Origin of the sequence: Pantoea sp. GM_Pan_3, from assembly GCF_026541045.1 — a bacterium.
In the GTDB taxonomy this organism is placed as follows: Bacteria; Pseudomonadota; Gammaproteobacteria; order Enterobacterales; family Enterobacteriaceae; genus Pantoea; species Pantoea anthophila.
In genome coordinates, this window is sequence record NZ_JALNVA010000005.1 from 310332 (window position 1) to 327261 (window position 16930).

Below are 16930 nucleotides of genomic sequence, written 5' to 3' on the forward strand. Positions count from 1 at the left end.
GGAGACGACGATGAGACTCGAGTTTTCAATTTATCGCTACAATCCAGACGTCGACGACAAACCGCGTATGCAGGATTACACGCTGGAATCGGAAGATGGTCGTGACATGATGCTGCTGGATGCGCTGATCCGCCTGAAAGAGAAAGATCCGACCCTGGCGTTCCGTCGCTCCTGCCGTGAAGGTGTCTGCGGCTCTGACGGCCTCAACATGAACGGTAAAAACGGTCTGGCCTGCATCACGCCGGTATCGGCACTGGGCAACGGAAAACAGAAAATTGTTATCCGTCCGCTGCCGGGCTTACCGGTCGTGCGTGACCTGGTAGTAGACATGAGCCAGTTTTATGCACAATATGAGAAAATTAAGCCTTTCCTGTTGAATAATGGGGAAAATCCGCCAGCACGTGAACATCTGCAGTCACCGGATGAGCGTGAACATCTGGATGGCCTGTACGAATGTATTCTCTGTGCCTGCTGCTCAACCTCCTGCCCGTCATTCTGGTGGAATCCGGAGAAGTTCATTGGTCCAGCCGGTCTGCTGGCCGCATACCGCTTCCTGATTGACAGCCGCGACACCGAAACCGAGTCGCGCCTCGACAATCTGAATGATGCTTTCAGCGTATTCCGCTGTCACAGCATTATGAACTGTGTGAGCGTATGCCCGAAAGGGCTGAACCCGACGCGCGCCATCGGCCATATCAAGTCGATGCTGCTGCAGCGCGGTGCATGATGTGTACTTGCCGGGAACCTCAGGTTCCCGGTGTTTTACGGAAGCCTCTGTAAGCGCGGTGATGACCACGTTTACAAAGGTTCCCTTACGGGCCACGCGCGCTGCGCAGAGTGCTCGTATCGCTGAACTCACTACGGCAAACCGCGAAAGCGGCAACAAATGAAACCTCAAAAAAGCATAGCAATGCTTAAGGGATCACAATGCAGAACAGCGCGATGAAACCCTGGCTGGACTCTTCCTGGCTGGCCGGCGCGAATCAGTCTTACATAGAGCAGCTCTATGAGGATTTCCTGACCGATCCTGACTCTGTCGATGCAGTGTGGCGCTCGATGTTCCAGCAGTTACCGGGCACCGGAATGAAACCTGAGCAGTTTCACTCCACCACACGTGAGTACTTCCGTCGCCTGGCGAAAGACGCATCTCGTTACACCTCATCTCTCTCCGATCCGGAAACCAACTCCAAGCAAGTGAAAGTGTTGCAGCTGATTAACGCGTTCCGTTTTCGCGGTCATCAGCACGCCAACCTCGATCCGCTTGGCCTGTGGAAACAGGACCGGGTGGCCGATCTTGATCCCGCTTTTCACGATCTGACCGAGGCCGATTTTCAGGAAAGCTTTAACGTCGGCTCTTTTGCCATCGGCAAAGAGACCATGAAGCTGGCCGATCTCTTCGAGGCGCTGACCCAGACTTACTGCGGCTCGATTGGTGCGGAATATATGCACATCAACAACACCGATGAGAAACGCTGGATCCAGCAGCGTCTTGAGTCCGTGGCGGGCCGTGCAGCTTTCAGCAACGAAGAGAAAAAAGGTTTCCTGAAAGAGCTGACCGCCGCAGAAGGGCTGGAGAAATATCTGGGAGCGAAATTCCCGGGTGCGAAACGCTTCTCGCTGGAAGGTGGCGACGCGCTGATTCCGATGCTGCGCGAAATGATCCGTCATGCCGGTAAGAGCGGAACCCGTGAAGTGGTGCTGGGTATGGCGCACCGCGGCCGTCTCAACGTGCTGATCAACGTGCTGGGTAAAAAGCCGCAGGATCTGTTCGACGAGTTCGCCGGTAAACACAAAGAGCATCTGGGCACCGGTGACGTGAAGTACCACATGGGCTTCTCCTCTGACGTGGAAACGGAAGGCGGCCTGGTGCATCTGGCGCTGGCGTTTAACCCGTCGCATCTGGAGATCGTCAGCCCGGTGGTGATGGGCTCGGTTCGCGCCCGTCTCGATCGTCTCGATGAGCCCGCCAGCAATAAAGTTTTACCGATCACCATTCACGGTGATGCGGCCGTCATTGGTCAGGGCGTGGTTCAGGAAACCCTGAACATGTCTCAGGCGCGCGGTTATGAAGTGGGTGGCACGGTTCGCATCGTGATCAACAACCAGGTGGGCTTTACCACCTCTAACCCGAAAGATGCGCGCTCTACGCCATACTGCACCGACATCGGCAAAATGGTGCTGGCGCCGATCTTCCACGTCAACGCTGATGACCCGGAAGCGGTGGCCTTTGTTACCCGTCTGGCACTCGATTACCGCAACACCTTTAAGCGTGATGTGTTTATCGATCTGGTCTGCTATCGCCGTCATGGTCACAACGAGGCGGATGAGCCAAGCGCGACCCAGCCGCTGATGTACCAGAAAATCAAAAAACACCCGACGCCACGCAAAATCTACGCCGACCGTCTGGAAGGTGAAGCCGTTGCCACGCAGGAAGATGCGACCGAGATGGTCAATCTTTACCGTGACGCGCTGGATGCGGGCGAGTGTGTGGTGCCGGAATGGCGTCCGATGAGCCTGCACTCCTTTACCTGGTCACCTTACCTGAACCATGAGTGGGATGAGCCTTATCCGGCGCAGGTTGAGCTGAAACGTCTGAAGGAGCTGGCGTTGCGTATCAGCCAGGTGCCTGAAGAGGTGGAAGTTCAGTCGCGTGTCGCCAAGATCTACAACGATCGTCGCCTGATGGCCGAAGGTGAAAAAGCCTTCGACTGGGGCGGGGCAGAGAACCTGGCCTACGCCACACTGGTCGATGAAGGCATTCCGGTGCGCCTGTCGGGCGAAGATACCGGTCGCGGCACCTTCTTCCACCGTCACGCTGTTATTCATAACCAGGCGAACGGCTCCACCTACACCCCGCTGCACCATGTGCACAGTGGTCAGGGCCAGTTTAAAGTCTGGGACTCCGTGCTGTCCGAAGAGGCGGTGCTGGCCTTTGAATATGGCTACGCGACGGCTGAACCCCGCATCCTGACCATCTGGGAAGCGCAGTTTGGTGACTTCGCCAACGGCGCACAGGTGGTTATCGATCAGTTCATCAGCTCCGGTGAGCAGAAATGGGGCCGCATGTGTGGTCTGGTGATGCTGCTGCCGCACGGCTATGAAGGTCAGGGGCCGGAGCACTCCTCTGCGCGTCTGGAGCGTTATCTGCAACTCTGCGCTGAGCAGAACATGCAGGTCTGCGTGCCTTCAACCCCGGCGCAGGTTTACCACATGCTGCGTCGTCAGGCGCTGCGCGGTATGCGTCGTCCGCTGATTGTGATGTCACCGAAATCACTGCTGCGTCATCCGCTGGCGATCTCAACGCTGGATGAACTGGCAAACGGCAGTTTCCAGCCGGCGATCGGTGAAATTGACGATCTCGATCCGCAGGGCGTGAAACGCGTCGTGCTCTGTTCCGGTAAAGTCTATTACGACCTGCTGGAGCAGCGTCGTAAAAACGAGCAGACCGATGTGGCCATCGTGCGCATCGAGCAGCTCTATCCTTTCCCGCATCAGGCGGTACAGGAAGCATTAAAAGCGTATTCTCACGTGCAGGATTTTGTCTGGTGTCAGGAAGAGCCGCTGAATCAGGGCGCCTGGTATTGCAGCCAGCATCACTTCCGTGAAGTTGTGCCGTTTGGCGCGACCTTACGTTATGCAGGCCGCCCGGCATCCGCCTCACCGGCCGTGGGTTACATGTCCGTACACCAACAACAGCAGCAAGACCTGGTTAATGACGCGCTGAACGTTAATTAATTAAAAGGAAAGATAATGAGTAGCGTAGATATTCTCGTTCCCGACCTGCCTGAATCGGTTGCCGATGCCTCAGTGGCAACCTGGCACAAAAAACCAGGCGATGCCGTCACTCGCGATGAAGTGCTGGTTGAAATCGAAACCGACAAAGTGGTGCTGGAAGTGCCTGCGGCGGCTGACGGTATCCTGGAAGCCGTGCTGGAAGAAGAGGGCGCCACCGTCACTTCACGCCAGATCCTGGGCCGCCTGAAAGAGGGCAACAGCGCCGGTAAAGAGACCAGCGCGAAGTCTGAAAGCAAAGAGTCGACTCCGGCTCAGCGTCAGACCGCGTCGCTGGAAGAAGAGAGCAACGATGCGCTCAGCCCGGCTATCCGCCGTCTGATTGCTGAGCACAACCTGGATGCCTCGCAGATCAAAGGCAGCGGTGTGGGCGGACGTCTGACCCGTGAAGATGTTGAAAAACATCTTGCCAGCAAGCCGCAGGATACCAAAGCTGCCGCACCGGCCGCTGAAGCCGCTGCCGCGCCGCAGCCGATCGCGAATCGCAGCGAAAAACGCGTGCCGATGACCCGTCTGCGTAAGCGTGTTGCTGAGCGTCTGCTGGAAGCGAAAAACAGCACCGCGATGCTGACCACCTTCAACGAAATCAACATGAAGCCCATCATGGATCTGCGCAAGCAGTATGGTGAGGCTTTTGAGAAGCGTCACGGTGTGCGTCTGGGCTTCATGTCCTTCTACCTGAAAGCGGTCGTTGAAGCGCTGAAACGCTATCCGGAAGTGAACGCCTCTATCGATGGCGAAGATGTGGTTTACCACAACTACTTCGACGTCAGCATTGCGGTCTCCACGCCGCGCGGTCTGGTGACGCCAGTGCTGCGTGACGTCGATGCGCTGAGCATGGCGGACATCGAGAAGAAAATTAAAGAGCTGGCTGTGAAAGGCCGTGACGGTAAGCTGACGGTTGAGGATCTGACCGGCGGTAACTTTACCATCACCAACGGCGGCGTCTTTGGTTCACTCATGTCTACGCCGATCATCAACCCACCGCAGAGCGCCATTCTGGGCATGCACGCTATCAAAGATCGCCCGATGGCGGTCAATGGTCAGGTTGTGGTGCTGCCAATGATGTATCTGGCGCTCTCCTACGACCACCGCCTGATCGATGGCCGTGAATCTGTGGGTTATCTGGTTGCAGTGAAAGAGATGCTGGAAGATCCAGCACGTCTGCTGCTGGATGTCTGATTTTCACCGGGCGCACCTTCGCGTGCGCCCAACCTCATTACTCTTTTCAGACCTGAATGGATAGAACATCATGAACTTACACGAATACCAGGCGAAACAGCTGTTTGCACGGTATGGCATGCCGGCACCAACGGGTTACGCCTGTACTACACCACGTGAAGCGGAAGAAGCAGCCTCTAAAATTGGCGCAGGCCCGTGGGTAGTTAAATGTCAGGTTCATGCCGGTGGCCGCGGTAAAGCGGGCGGTGTGAAAGTGGTTAACAGCAAAGAAGATATCCGTGCTTTTGCTGAAAACTGGCTGGGCAAACGCCTGGTGACCTATCAGACAGATGCGAACGGCCAGCCGGTTAACCAGATTCTGGTTGAAGCCGCGACCGACATCGACCAGGAACTCTACCTGGGCGCGGTGGTGGATCGTGCTACCCGTCGTGTGATTTTCATGGCCTCAACCGAAGGCGGCGTGGAAATCGAAAAAGTAGCGGAAGAGACCCCGCATCTGATCCACAAAATGGCGCTGGATCCGCTGACCGGTCCGCAGCCGTACCAGGGCCGCGAGCTGGCATTCAAACTCGGTCTGACCGGTAAGCTGGTCGGCCAGTTCACCAAGATCTTTATGGGTCTGGCGACACTGTTCCTGGAGCGCGATCTGGCGATGGTTGAGATCAACCCGCTGGTGATCACCAAGCAGGGCGACCTGATCTGCCTGGATGGCAAACTGGGTGCCGATGGCAATGCCCTGTTCCGCCAGCCAGAGCTGCGCGAAATGCGCGATCCAAGCCAGGAAGATCCCCGTGAAGCGCACGCGACACAGTGGGAACTGAACTATGTTGCGCTGGAAGGCAACATCGGCTGTATGGTTAACGGCGCAGGTCTGGCGATGGGCACCATGGACATCGTTAAGCACCACGGCGGCCAGCCAGCAAACTTCCTTGATGTCGGCGGCGGCGCAACCAAAGAGCGCGTAACCGAAGCCTTCAAAATCATCCTCTCTGACGATGCGGTGAAAGCCGTCTTCGTTAACATCTTCGGCGGTATCGTACGCTGTGACCTGATTGCCGACGGCATCATCGGCGCAGTCGCTGAAGTGGGTGTGAACGTGCCAGTGGTGGTACGTCTGGAAGGTAACAACGCCGAGCTGGGCGCCCAGAAACTGGCGGACAGCGGTCTGAACATCATTGCAGCAACCAGCCTGACAGACGCCGCACAGCGTGTTGTTGCTGCCGCGGAGGGTAAATAATGTCCATTCTGATCGACAAAAACACCAAAGTCATTTGCCAGGGTTTCACCGGTGGCCAGGGGACTTTCCATTCTGAACAGGCACTGGCCTATGGTACCCAACTGGTTGGCGGCGTCACGCCAGGCAAAGGCGGCACGACTCACCTCGGCCTGCCGGTGTTCAACACCGTGCGTGAAGCGGTAGAAGCGACCGGCGCAACGGCAACCGTGATCTACGTTCCGGCACCGTTCTGCAAAGATGGCATCCTGGAAGCGATTGAAGCGGGCATCAAACTGATCATCACCATCACCGAAGGTATCCCGACGCTGGATATGCTGACCGTGAAGGTGAAGCTGGATGAAGCGGGCGTGCGGATGATCGGTCCAAACTGCCCGGGTGTCATCACCCCAGGCGAATGCAAAATCGGCATCATGCCGGGCCACATTCACCAGCCGGGCCGCGTGGGTATCGTCTCACGTTCCGGTACGCTGACCTATGAAGCGGTTAAGCAGACCACCGATATCGGTTACGGCCAGTCGACCTGTGTGGGTATCGGCGGCGACCCGATCCCGGGATCTAACTTCATCGACATCCTGAAACTGTTCCAGGATGACCCGCAGACGGAAGCGATCGTGATGATCGGCGAGATCGGCGGCAGCGCAGAAGAAGAAGCGGCAGCCTTCATCAAAGAGCACGTGACCAAACCTGTCGTGGGTTACATCGCGGGTGTGACGGCGCCTAAAGGCAAACGTATGGGCCATGCGGGCGCCATCATTGCCGGTGGTAAAGGCACCGCTGATGAGAAGTTTGCGGCGCTGGAAGCGGCAGGCGTGAAGACCGTTCGCAGTCTGGCGGACATCGGTGACGCCGTGAAAGCAGTATTACCGGCTAAATAAGCCAGCGTCATCTGAGACTCAGCCACCTTCGGGTGGCTTTTTTTTTGCGATTAACCCGGGGGAGAGGACCGTCAGCGGGAAGGGAAAGAGGCTGCATGATCATGTCGTCCGGGCGCCTGCCAGGTTAATAAATAATGGCAAACGTGATCTATTTTCTCACTCCTGATTTAAGTAATGACATCTTATTAACAAGAATCCTACCTGACCATATCTGGAAACTTATTGCGTTATTCCAGATCAATTAATCGCGATTTATATCCAACTATTTCTCTGGCAAAGCGCAACGCTAAGGGCGTAAATTGCGCTGCATCAATCCAGCCTTTTACACACATTTTCAAACGTCTGCTCAACCCGGGATGACACCCGCTTTTCTCCTGTTAAAGCACGCGTTAATGAAAGCGCGGATTGACAATTCAGAGCTGCTGCATGCGTGACTGACCTGTCCCGGCAGCTTACAGGCCGGGTCTGCGGGTAATAAAAAAACTGGAATCAATAAACAGTCGTTCCTGACCCCGATTACGTTCGCGATTCGCGCGCGCAATTGAGAGAAAGCGAGGAGCAAGGAGTCCTTATGTTAGATATCGTCGAGCTGTCGCGATTACAGTTTGCCTTAACGGCGATGTACCATTTTCTGTTCGTCCCTTTAACGCTGGGTATGGCGTTTCTGCTGGCGATTATGGAAACGGTCTATGTGCTGAGCGGCAAACAGATTTATAAAGATATGACGAAGTTCTGGGGCAAGTTATTTGGTATTAACTTTGCGCTGGGTGTGGCCACCGGACTGACGATGGAATTTCAGTTCGGCACTAACTGGTCCTATTACTCTCACTACGTCGGCGATATCTTCGGTGCGCCGCTCGCCATTGAAGGTCTGATGGCGTTCTTCCTGGAATCGACCTTTGTCGGCCTGTTCTTCTTTGGCTGGGATCGGCTGGGTAAAGTGCAGCACATGGCGGTCACCTGGCTGGTGGCGCTGGGATCGAACATGTCGGCGCTCTGGATTCTGGTCGCCAACGGCTGGATGCAGAACCCGATCGCCTCTGAATTCAACTTCGAAACCATGCGTATGGAGATGGTCAGCTTCTCGCAGCTGGTGCTGAACCCGGTCGCGCAGGTCAAATTCGTACACACCGTGGCGGCGGGTTATACCACCGGTGCGATGTTTATTCTCGGCATCAGCGCGTGGTACATGCTGAAAGGGCGTGATCTCGCCTTTGCAAAACGCTCGTTCGCCATTGCCGCCAGCTTTGGTATGGCGGCGGTGCTGTCAGTGATCCTGCTGGGCGATGAGTCCGGCTATGAAATGGGTGACGTGCAGAAAACCAAACTCGCCGCGATTGAAGCCGAGTGGGAGACCCAGCCGGCACCGGCTTCATTTACGCTGTTTGGTCTGCCGGATCAGGCGACTCAGGAGAACCGCTATGCGATTCAGATCCCCTGGCTGCTGGGCCTGATCGCCACCCGATCCACCGATACGCCCGTCACCGGCCTGAAAGATCTGATGGCACAGCATGAGGTACGCATCCGCAACGGCATAAAGGCCTACACCCTGCTGAATGAGCTGCGCAGCGGCAGCCAGGATCCGGCAGTACGTGACGCCTTTAACAGTCACAAACAGGATCTCGGCTACGGTCTGCTGCTGAAACGCTATACCGACAACGTGGCGGATGCGACGGACGCGCAGATCAGGCAGGCGACGCAGGATTCTATCCCGCGTGTGGCGCCACTTTACTTCGCGTTTCGCATCATGGTGCTCTGCGGCGTGCTGCTGCTGGCCATCATCACGCTTTCCTTCTGGAGCGTGATACGTAATCGCATCGGTAAGAACCGTGGGTTGCTGAAAGCGGCACTGCTGGGGATTCCGCTGCCGTGGATTGCGGTGGAATCAGGCTGGTTTGTCGCGGAGTATGGCCGTCAGCCCTGGGCCATCGGTGAAATTCTGCCGACGGCGGTGGCTAACTCCTCCCTGACCACAGGCGATCTGCTGTTCTCAATGATTCTGATCTGTGGCCTCTATACCCTGTTCCTGGTGGCTGAAATGTACCTGATGTTCAAATTCGCCCGGCTCGGGCCGAGCAGTCTGAAAACCGGGCGTTATCACCACGAGCAGATCACGGCAACCCCTCAGCCGGTACAGGGATAAGGAGAGCGACCATGTTTGATTACGCAGTTCTGCGCTTTGTCTGGTGGCTGTTGATTGGCGTGCTGCTGATCGGCTTTGCCGTCGCCGATGGTTTCGATATGGGCGTCGGTATGCTGACACGCATTCTGGGACGCTCCGATACCGAACGCCGCATCATGATTAACACCATCGCCCCGCACTGGGACGGCAACCAGGTCTGGCTGATCACCGCCGGCGGGGCGCTGTTTGCCGCCTGGCCGATGGTCTACGCAGCCGCCTTTTCGGGCTTCTATGTGGCGATGATCCTCGTGCTCGCGTCGCTCTTCTTCCGTCCGGTCGGTTTCGACTACCGCTCAAAGATTGAAGACAACCGCTGGCGCGGTGCCTGGGACTGGGGCATTTTCATTGGCAGTTTTGTCCCGCCGCTGGTGATTGGCGTGGCGTTTGGCAACCTGTTACAGGGCGTGCCGTTCCATGCCGACGAGTATCTGCGTCTGTTCTACACCGGTAACTTCTTCCAGCTGCTGAATCCATTTGGTCTGCTGGCGGGTGTGGTCAGTGTGGCGATGATTCTGGCGCAGGGTGCGACCTATCTGCAGATGCGCACCACCGGTGAACTGCATCTGCGTTCACGCACCGCCGCACAGCTTGCCGCGCTGGTGATGATGGTCTGCTTCATCCTGGCGGGTGTCTGGGTGAAATATGGCATTGATGGCTATGTAGTGACCAGCCCTCTGGATCACTTCGCCGCCTCCAACCCGCTGGGTAAAACCGTGGTGCGCGAAGCGGGAGCCTGGCTTGTGAATTTCCAGCAGCATCCTGTGCTGTGGCTGTTCCCGCTGCTGGGTGTGCTTCTGCCGCTGCTGACCATCTTCTGCTCACGGGTGGAGAAGGGGGCCTGGGCGTTCCTGTTCTCCTCGCTGACGCTGGCCTGCGTCATCATGACGGCGGGTATTGCGATGTTCCCGTTCATCATGCCGTCCAGCACCGTGCCGGGCACCAGCCTGACGATGTGGGACGCCACGTCCAGCCTGCTGACGCTGCAAACCATGACCATTGCCGCCGTTATCTTTGTGCCGATCATTCTCGCCTACACCACCTGGTGCTACTGGAAGATGTTTGGTCGTATCACCAAAGAGCATATTGAAAGCAACAGTCACTCACTCTACTGATTAAGGAGATGTCGCATGTGGTATTTTGCCTGGATTCTCGGCACTCTGCTGGCCTGTGCCTTTGGTATCATCACCGCGCTGGCGATTGAGCACATTGAAGCGCAGGATGAGTCTCACTGATGCGAACGCTGATTCGGATGCTGTATGATCTGATGGATAAGGGCCCGTTACGGGCCCTCTCTCTGCTGCTGGCACTGCTGACGGCGGGCGGGGTGATGTGGGATCCTGCACGCTTTGCCAATCAGGCAGGGGAGTTACCTGCGCTGCAGGCGCTGGTGCTGATCTGGGCGGTCTGCTGCGGGGTGATCCACGGCGTGGGTTTCCGGCCACGAAAAACCCGATGGCAGGCGCTGTTTACGCCGTTACCCGCCATACTGGTGTTAATGATTGCCCTTTACCGTTTTTACGTTTAGCCCCCGCCTTACCGGCGCTGTCAGTGAATATTTGTCAGCGTACGGTCAATAAATCTCCCTGAAATCGTTCCGTTTGTTACGGAGCGATAATTATTTTCGCCTGGCTCTGGCGACCCATTCCCAACCCCAATTCTCTTGCGTATAGTAGCATCGTTTAAAACGAGGCCGGGATGTAGAGTGAGTACAACGCTGTTTCGCTGGCCGGTTCGGGTCTACTACGAAGACACTGATGCCGGTGGTGTGGTTTATCACGCCAGCTATATCGCTTTTTATGAACGAGCACGTACCGAGATGTTGCGACAGCACCATTTCAATCAGCAGACGCTGTTAGAGCAGCAGGTCGCTTTTGTGGTACGGCGTATGACGGTGGACTACCTGTCGGCGGCGCGTCTTGATGACCTTCTGGAGATCCAGAGTGAAGTGACATCAATGACACGGGCCACGATGACGTTCACGCAGCGTATCGTGAATACTGAAGGCAAAGTGCTCAATGAGGCAGAAGTCCTGATTGCCTGCATTAACCCACATCTGATGAAGCCGATTGCGCTTCCCAAGTCTATTGTCGCGGAGTTCAAGCAGTGACTGACATGAACATTCTTGATTTGTTCCTGAAGGCGAGCCTTCTGGTCAAACTTATCATGTTGATTTTGATCGGCTTTTCTATTGCCTCCTGGGCCATCATTATTCAGCGCACACGTATTCTGAATGCGGCCGGAAGAGAAGCGGAGGCGTTTGAAGACAAGTTCTGGTCGGGTATCGAACTTTCGCGTCTCTATCAGGAGAGTCAGGAGCGTCGGGACGAACTGGCCGGTTCTGAGCAGATTTTCTACGCCGGCTTTAAAGAGTTTGCCCGTCTGCATCGCGCCAATAATCATGCGCCGGAAGCGGTCATCGATGGCGCCAGCCGTGCGATGCGCATCTCGCTGAACCGCGAGCTGGAAACGCTGGAAAACCACATTCCTTTCCTCGGCACCGTCGGTTCCATCAGCCCCTACATCGGGCTGTTCGGCACCGTCTGGGGGATCATGCACGCCTTTATCGCGTTGGGCGCGGTGAAGCAGGCGACGCTGCAGATGGTGGCGCCAGGTATTGCTGAAGCACTGATTGCGACCGCGATCGGTCTGTTTGCCGCGATTCCGGCGGTGATGGCGTACAACCGCCTGAACCAGCGCGTCAACAAACTGGAGCAGGGCTACGACAACTTTATGGAAGAGTTCACGGCCATCCTGCATCGCCAGGCTTTCTCCAGCGATAACGCTAAGTAAACAGAGGTTAATGATGGCCAGAGTACGTGGTCGCAAACACCGCGACCTGAAGTCGGAAATCAACATCGTTCCGCTGCTGGACGTCCTGCTGGTGCTGTTGCTGATCTTCATGGCAACCGCACCCATTATTACCCAGAGCGTGGAAGTGGATCTGCCGGATGCGACCGACTCCAATACCGTTTCCAGCGACGACAATCCGCCGGTGATTGTTGAGGTGGCGGGCGTGGGTCAGTACAGCCTGGTGGTGGATCACGATCGCATGGATCAGCTTCCGCCCGAGCAGGTGATCAGCGAAGCGCAGCGTCGACTGGAAGCGAATCCTAAGACGGTCTTTTTGATCGGGGGCGCGAAAGAGGTGCCTTACGATGAAATTATTAAAGCGCTCAACCTGCTGCACCAGGCGGGTGTTAAATCTGTCGGTTTGATGACGCAGCCGATTTAAAATCGAACCGTTTTTTGGGAACCGAGTGTGTCGAAGGCAACCGAGCAAAACGAGAAGTTAAAGCGCGCGATAATCATTTCGGTGATTCTGCATATCGTGCTGATCGCGCTGCTGGTATGGAGCTCGTTTAATGAGCATGTTGACCCCAGCAGTGCGGGTGGCGGCGGCAGTGATATCGATGCGGTGATGGTCGATCCCGGCGCCGTCGTCAGCCAGTATAACCGTCAGCAGAACCAGCAGAGCGACAGCCAGCGTGCTGAGCAGCAGCGTAAAAAGCAGGCGCAGCAGCAGGCTGAAGAGCTGCAGGAGAAGCAGGCCGCCGAACAGCAGCGTCTGAAAGCGCTGGAAAAAGAGCGCTTAGCAGCGCAGGAAGCGGCAAAAGAAGAGGCTAAACAGCAGGCTGAGCAGCAGAAAGCGGCCGAACAGGCCGCTAAACAGGCGGCTGAGCAACAGAAAACCGCTGAAGCGGCAGCCGCAAAAGCGAAGGCTGAAGCTAAAGCGCAGGCGGATGCCCAGGCGAAAGCCGCGGCTGAGCAGGCGAAACAGGCTGCTGCCGAAGCAAAGAAGCAGGCTGATCAGCAGGCGAAAGCCGCTGCTGCTGTGGCGGCAAAAGAGAAAGCCGTCGCCGAAGCGAAGGCAAAGTCTGATGCGGAGGCCAAAGCGGCAGCGGAAGCTAAAGTGAAAGCGGCCGCTGAGGCCAAAGCGAAAGCGGCTGAAGAGGCGAAAGAGAAAGCCGCAGAAGCCAAAGAAAAAGCCGCAGAGGCAGCGAAAGAGAAAGCGGCAGAAGCCGCAAAAGCCAAAGCGGAAGCCGCGAAAGAGGCGGCTAAAGAAGCGGCGAAAGAGAAAGCGGAAGCCGCGGCCAAAGCGAAAGCCGATGCGGCAGCGAAAGCCAAAGCGGACGCGGCTGCCAAAGCGAAAGCCGATGCCGCCGCGAAGGCCAAAGCCGACGCGAAAGCGAAAGCCGCCGCCGATGCGGCCAACGACAGCGATGTCGACGATCTGCTGGGTGGACTGGCTTCCGGTAAAAATGCACCGAAAAGCGGGGCCGCTGGCGGCGGCGCAGCAGGGCAGGGAAACCAGAAGAAAGCGGGTGCGTCAGGCGCGGAAATCAACTCCTACATGGGGCAGGTGGTCAGTGCGATTCAAAGCCGCTTCTATGATGCCGATCTGTATCGCGGAAAAACCTGTGATTTGCGGATTAAACTTGCGCCGGATGGCCTGTTGATTGATGTTAAGTCAGAAGGTGGGGACCCCGCGCTCTGTCAGGCCGCGATTACCGCCGCCCGACAGGCACGTATTCCGAAGCCGCCTTCCCAGGCGGTCTACGAAGTGTTTAAGAACGCCCCTATGCGTTTTAAACCGCAATAATGCAGTAACGGGCGGCAAGTTGATCTATGTTTAGCTTGCCGTACTTAAGTTCTACTCGTGGTTTCCAGGAACAGTGCCAATTATCGTGGACTGAGGTTCAGATAAGGGAGATAAAATGAAGCAAGCTCTTCGCGTTACGTTAGGCTTTTTTATCCTGCTGTGGGCAGCCATGCTGCATGCAGAAGTTCGAATTGAGATTACCCAGGGCGTCAACACCGCACGCCCGATTGGCGTTGTGCCATTTAAGTGGACGGGTGCAGGTGCCGCGCCGGAAGATATCGGCGGCATCGTGGCCGCTGACCTGCGCAACAGCGGCAAATTTAATCCGCTGGATCGCTCACGTCTGCCTCAGCAGCCTGGCAGCGCACAGGAAGTTCAGCCTGCGGCCTGGAGCGCCCTGGGCATCGACGCAGTTGTGGTCGGTCAGGTCGCCGCTAACCCGGATGGCAGCTATCAGGTTTCTTATCAGCTGGTCGATACCGGTGGTGCACCGGGAACCGTGCTGGCGCAGAATACCTATAAAGTCACCAAACAGTGGCTGCGTTATGCCGGTCACACCGCCAGTGATGAAACTTTCGAGAAACTGACCGGCATCAAGGGCGCTTTCCGTACCCGTATCGCCTATGTCGTGCAGACCAACGGCGGCCAGTTCCCGTATGAGCTGCGCGTAGCGGATTATGATGGTTACAACCAGTTTGTGGTTCATCGTTCACCACAGCCTCTGATGTCGCCAGCCTGGTCTCCGGATGGCAGCAAAGTGGCTTACGTGACCTTTGAAAGCGGCAAGTCTGCGCTGGTGGTTCAGACGCTGTCGAACGGGGCTATCCGTCAGGTCGCCTCGTACCCGCGCCACAACGGTGCCCCGGCGTTCTCACCGGATGGCTCTAAGCTGGCTTTCGCGCTCTCTAAAACCGGCAGCCTGAACCTCTATGTGATGGATCTGGCTTCAGGTCAGACGCGTCAGGTCACCGATGGCCGTTATAACAGTACAGAACCAACCTGGTTCCCGGACAGCCAGACGCTGGCTTATACCTCGGATCAGGCGGGTGCACCTCAGATTTATAAAGTAGGCATTAATGGCGGCGCGCCACAACGTATTACCTGGGAAGGCGGTCAGAACCAGGATGCGGATGTTGCAACCGATGGCAAATCCATGGTGATGATCAGCACCAGCGGTGGATCACAGCACGTCGCCAAACAGGATCTGGAAACGGGAGCCGTTCAAACGTTAACGGACACGTTCCTGGATGAAACGCCGAGCCTGGCACCAAACGGCACAATGGTAATCTATAGCTCTACTCAGGGGATGGGTTCCGTGCTGCAGTTGGTTTCAACCGACGGCCGTTTCAAAGCGCGTCTTCCGGCAACCGATGGACAGGTCAAATTTCCTGCCTGGTCGCCGTATCTGTAATGTCTGATCGATCAGACATCGCAAACAATAAACAATAATGGGATTTTTGAAATGCAACTGAACAAAATGCTGAAGGGTTTGATGCTGGCTCTGCCGGTTCTGGCAGTAGCGGCTTGTAGCTCACACAAAAACAACAACAATGACCAGACTGGCATGGGCGCTGATGGCGCTTACGGTGCAAACTCTGGCATGAACGGCAACGGCGGCAACATGTCTTCTGACGAGCAGGCGCGTCTGCAGATGCAGCAGCTGCAGCAGAACAACATCGTGTACTTCGGTCTGGACAAGTATGACGTTCAGTCTGATTACGCACAGATGCTGGATCAGCACGCTTCCTTCCTGCGCAGCAACCCATCCTACAAAGTGACCATCGAAGGTCACGCGGATGAGCGCGGTACGCCGGAATACAACATCGCCCTGGGCGAACGTCGTGCTAACGCGGTTAAAATGTACCTGCAGGGCAAAGGCGTGTCAGCTGATCAGATGTCTATCGTTTCTTACGGTAAAGAGAAGCCAGCCGTTCTGGGTCATGACGAAGCAGCGTATGCTAAAAACCGTCGTGCCGTACTGGTCTACTAAGAGAATCACATGGTTAGTAACTTCAGACGTCATCTGTTGAGTCTGTCGTTACTGATTGGCGTAGCGGCCCCCTGGGCCGCTAATGCCCAAGCGTCAATCAGTAGCGTTGGCTCCGGCTCGGTCGAAGACCGTGTCACCACTCTCGAACGAATCTCTAATGCCCAGGCGCAGCTGATGCAGCAATTGCAGCAGCAGATGAGCGACAATCAGCGTGATATCGACGCGCTGCGTGGGCAAATCCAGCAAAATACGTATCAGTTGAATCAGGTGGTTGAGCGCCAGAAGCAGCTCTACCAGCAGATCGACAGCCTGAGCAGCGCCAGCAGCAGCGGCGGCCAGCAGGCGGCGGGCGGTGATGCCGCAGCCGATACCGGTGCAGCAGCCAGCACAGGCGCAGCGGCATCAACGGAGAGCGCACCTGCGCAGACCGGTGACGCCAACAGCGATTACAATGCGGCTGTGGCGCTGATTCTGGAAAAGAAACAGTATGATCAGGCGATCAGTGCGCTTCAGGCGTGGGTCAAGCGTTACCCCGATTCGACCTATCAGCCCAACGCCAATTACTGGCTGGGGCAGCTGAACTACAACAAAGGCAAAAAGGACGACGCGGCTTATTATTACGCCACGGTGGTGAAAAACTATCCGAAGTCGCCAAAAGCCGCAGAGGCGTTGCTGAAGGTGGGTATGATCATGCAGGAGAAGAAAGACACGGCGAAAGCCAAAGCGGTCTTCCAGCAGGTGATCAAACTTTATCCTGATAGCGAATCTGCAAAACAGGCGCAAAAACGTCTGTCAGGTCTGTAATCGGTACGGTTCAGGCCAGATATCGTGTGATTTCTGGTCTTGCCGTATGAAAGGTAAGCAACTGAAGCATTTAGCAGAAATAAGAGTTGCGCTACCCCGCTAAATCAGTAATATATGCCGCCGTTGCCGGGACACAATGCAAAGTGTCTGGCAAGCCTGAAGATGGGTCGTTAGCTCAGTTGGTAGAGCAGTTGACTTTTAATCAATTGGTCGCAGGTTCGAATCCTGCACGACCCACCATCTTCTCTCAGTCGCGCATCAGTGCGAC

At 56.2% G+C, this 16930-nt stretch carries 16 protein-coding genes and 1 tRNA gene; all 17 read left to right on the forward strand.

Annotation, left to right across the window (positions count from 1 at the left end; translation table 11 throughout):
* Positions 1-10: 10 nt before the first annotated feature.
* The gene (locus OXR04_RS16360; protein WP_009091413.1) at positions 11-727 is read left to right on the forward strand and encodes a succinate dehydrogenase iron-sulfur subunit; all 717 of its coding nucleotides are present in this window, start codon (positions 11-13) and stop codon (positions 725-727) included.
* Between the two features lie 200 nt (positions 728-927).
* Positions 928-3735, forward strand: a complete 2808-nt coding sequence (gene sucA, locus OXR04_RS16365) for a 2-oxoglutarate dehydrogenase E1 component (RefSeq protein ID WP_009091412.1) — start codon at positions 928-930, stop codon at positions 3733-3735.
* Positions 3736-3750: 15 nt separating this feature from the next.
* Positions 3751-4974 (forward strand): 2-oxoglutarate dehydrogenase complex dihydrolipoyllysine-residue succinyltransferase, encoded by a 1224-nt coding sequence (gene odhB / locus OXR04_RS16370; RefSeq protein ID WP_009091410.1) that lies wholly within the window; start codon positions 3751-3753, stop codon positions 4972-4974.
* A gap of 70 nt (positions 4975-5044) precedes the next feature.
* Positions 5045-6211, forward strand: a complete 1167-nt coding sequence (gene sucC / locus OXR04_RS16375; RefSeq protein WP_009091408.1) for an ADP-forming succinate--CoA ligase subunit beta — start codon at positions 5045-5047, stop codon at positions 6209-6211.
* Positions 6211-7086, forward strand: coding sequence for a succinate--CoA ligase subunit alpha (sucD, locus tag OXR04_RS16380; RefSeq protein ID WP_009091407.1), 876 nt, complete (start codon positions 6211-6213; stop codon positions 7084-7086). The genes sucC and sucD overlap by 1 nt, the downstream gene beginning before the upstream one ends.
* A 571-nt stretch (positions 7087-7657) precedes the next feature.
* Positions 7658-9229: a cytochrome ubiquinol oxidase subunit I gene (gene cydA, locus OXR04_RS16385; protein ID WP_267371938.1), complete on the forward strand. Its 1572-nt coding sequence runs from the start codon at positions 7658-7660 to the stop codon at positions 9227-9229.
* Positions 9230-9240: 11 nt separating this feature from the next.
* Positions 9241-10380 (forward strand): cytochrome d ubiquinol oxidase subunit II, encoded by a 1140-nt coding sequence (cydB, locus tag OXR04_RS16390; RefSeq protein ID WP_267371937.1) that lies wholly within the window; start codon positions 9241-9243, stop codon positions 10378-10380.
* Positions 10381-10395: 15 nt separating this feature from the next.
* On the forward strand, positions 10396-10500 hold the full coding sequence (gene cydX / locus OXR04_RS16395) for a cytochrome bd-I oxidase subunit CydX (RefSeq protein ID WP_009091402.1): 105 nt from the start codon (positions 10396-10398) through the stop codon (positions 10498-10500).
* On the forward strand, positions 10500-10793 hold the full coding sequence (gene ybgE / locus OXR04_RS16400; RefSeq protein WP_167431122.1) for a cyd operon protein YbgE: 294 nt from the start codon (positions 10500-10502) through the stop codon (positions 10791-10793). Before cydX ends, ybgE begins: the two co-directional genes overlap by 1 nt.
* A gap of 177 nt (positions 10794-10970) precedes the next feature.
* The gene (ybgC, locus tag OXR04_RS16405) at positions 10971-11375 is read left to right on the forward strand and encodes a tol-pal system-associated acyl-CoA thioesterase (protein WP_009091398.1); all 405 of its coding nucleotides are present in this window, start codon (positions 10971-10973) and stop codon (positions 11373-11375) included.
* Positions 11372-12058: a Tol-Pal system protein TolQ gene (tolQ, locus tag OXR04_RS16410; RefSeq protein WP_009091396.1), complete on the forward strand. Its 687-nt coding sequence runs from the start codon at positions 11372-11374 to the stop codon at positions 12056-12058. Before ybgC ends, tolQ begins: the two co-directional genes overlap by 4 nt.
* 13 nt (positions 12059-12071) lie before the next feature.
* A complete protein-coding gene (tolR, locus tag OXR04_RS16415; protein WP_267372088.1) occupies positions 12072-12500 on the forward strand; it encodes a colicin uptake protein TolR in 429 nt (142 codons plus the stop codon).
* Positions 12501-12527: 27 nt separating this feature from the next.
* The gene (tolA, locus tag OXR04_RS16420) at positions 12528-13868 is read left to right on the forward strand and encodes a cell envelope integrity protein TolA (RefSeq protein WP_267371934.1); all 1341 of its coding nucleotides are present in this window, start codon (positions 12528-12530) and stop codon (positions 13866-13868) included.
* Positions 13869-13983: 115 nt separating this feature from the next.
* A complete protein-coding gene (tolB, locus tag OXR04_RS16425; RefSeq protein WP_046101431.1) occupies positions 13984-15279 on the forward strand; it encodes a Tol-Pal system beta propeller repeat protein TolB in 1296 nt (431 codons plus the stop codon).
* A 51-nt stretch (positions 15280-15330) separates the two neighbouring features.
* Positions 15331-15858, forward strand: a complete 528-nt coding sequence (gene pal, locus OXR04_RS16430) for a peptidoglycan-associated lipoprotein Pal (RefSeq protein ID WP_009091388.1) — start codon at positions 15331-15333, stop codon at positions 15856-15858.
* Positions 15859-15867: 9 nt separating this feature from the next.
* On the forward strand, positions 15868-16662 hold the full coding sequence (gene cpoB / locus OXR04_RS16435) for a cell division protein CpoB (RefSeq protein ID WP_267371932.1): 795 nt from the start codon (positions 15868-15870) through the stop codon (positions 16660-16662).
* Positions 16663-16826: 164 nt separating this feature from the next.
* A tRNA-Lys gene (locus OXR04_RS16440) sits at positions 16827-16902 on the forward strand.
* The last annotated feature ends 28 nt before the right edge of the window (positions 16903-16930 follow it).

Coding starts and splice junctions, on each gene's coding strand:
- OXR04_RS16360 (WP_009091413.1), top strand. CDS start 11: ATGAGACTCGAGTTTTCAATTTATCGCTACAATCCAGACGTCGACGAC.
- tolR (WP_267372088.1), top strand. CDS start 12,072: ATGGCCAGAGTACGTGGTCGCAAACACCGCGACCTGAAGTCGGAAATC.
- tolB (WP_046101431.1), top strand. CDS start 13,984: ATGAAGCAAGCTCTTCGCGTTACGTTAGGCTTTTTTATCCTGCTGTGG.
- cydX (WP_009091402.1), top strand. CDS start 10,396: ATGTGGTATTTTGCCTGGATTCTCGGCACTCTGCTGGCCTGTGCCTTT.
- cpoB (WP_267371932.1), top strand. CDS start 15,868: ATGGTTAGTAACTTCAGACGTCATCTGTTGAGTCTGTCGTTACTGATT.
- sucC (WP_009091408.1), top strand. CDS start 5,045: ATGAACTTACACGAATACCAGGCGAAACAGCTGTTTGCACGGTATGGC.
- cydA (WP_267371938.1), top strand. CDS start 7,658: ATGTTAGATATCGTCGAGCTGTCGCGATTACAGTTTGCCTTAACGGCG.
- sucD (WP_009091407.1), top strand. CDS start 6,211: ATGTCCATTCTGATCGACAAAAACACCAAAGTCATTTGCCAGGGTTTC.
- odhB (WP_009091410.1), top strand. CDS start 3,751: ATGAGTAGCGTAGATATTCTCGTTCCCGACCTGCCTGAATCGGTTGCC.
- cydB (WP_267371937.1), top strand. CDS start 9,241: ATGTTTGATTACGCAGTTCTGCGCTTTGTCTGGTGGCTGTTGATTGGC.
- sucA (WP_009091412.1), top strand. CDS start 928: ATGCAGAACAGCGCGATGAAACCCTGGCTGGACTCTTCCTGGCTGGCC.
- pal (WP_009091388.1), top strand. CDS start 15,331: ATGCAACTGAACAAAATGCTGAAGGGTTTGATGCTGGCTCTGCCGGTT.
- ybgE (WP_167431122.1), top strand. CDS start 10,500: ATGCGAACGCTGATTCGGATGCTGTATGATCTGATGGATAAGGGCCCG.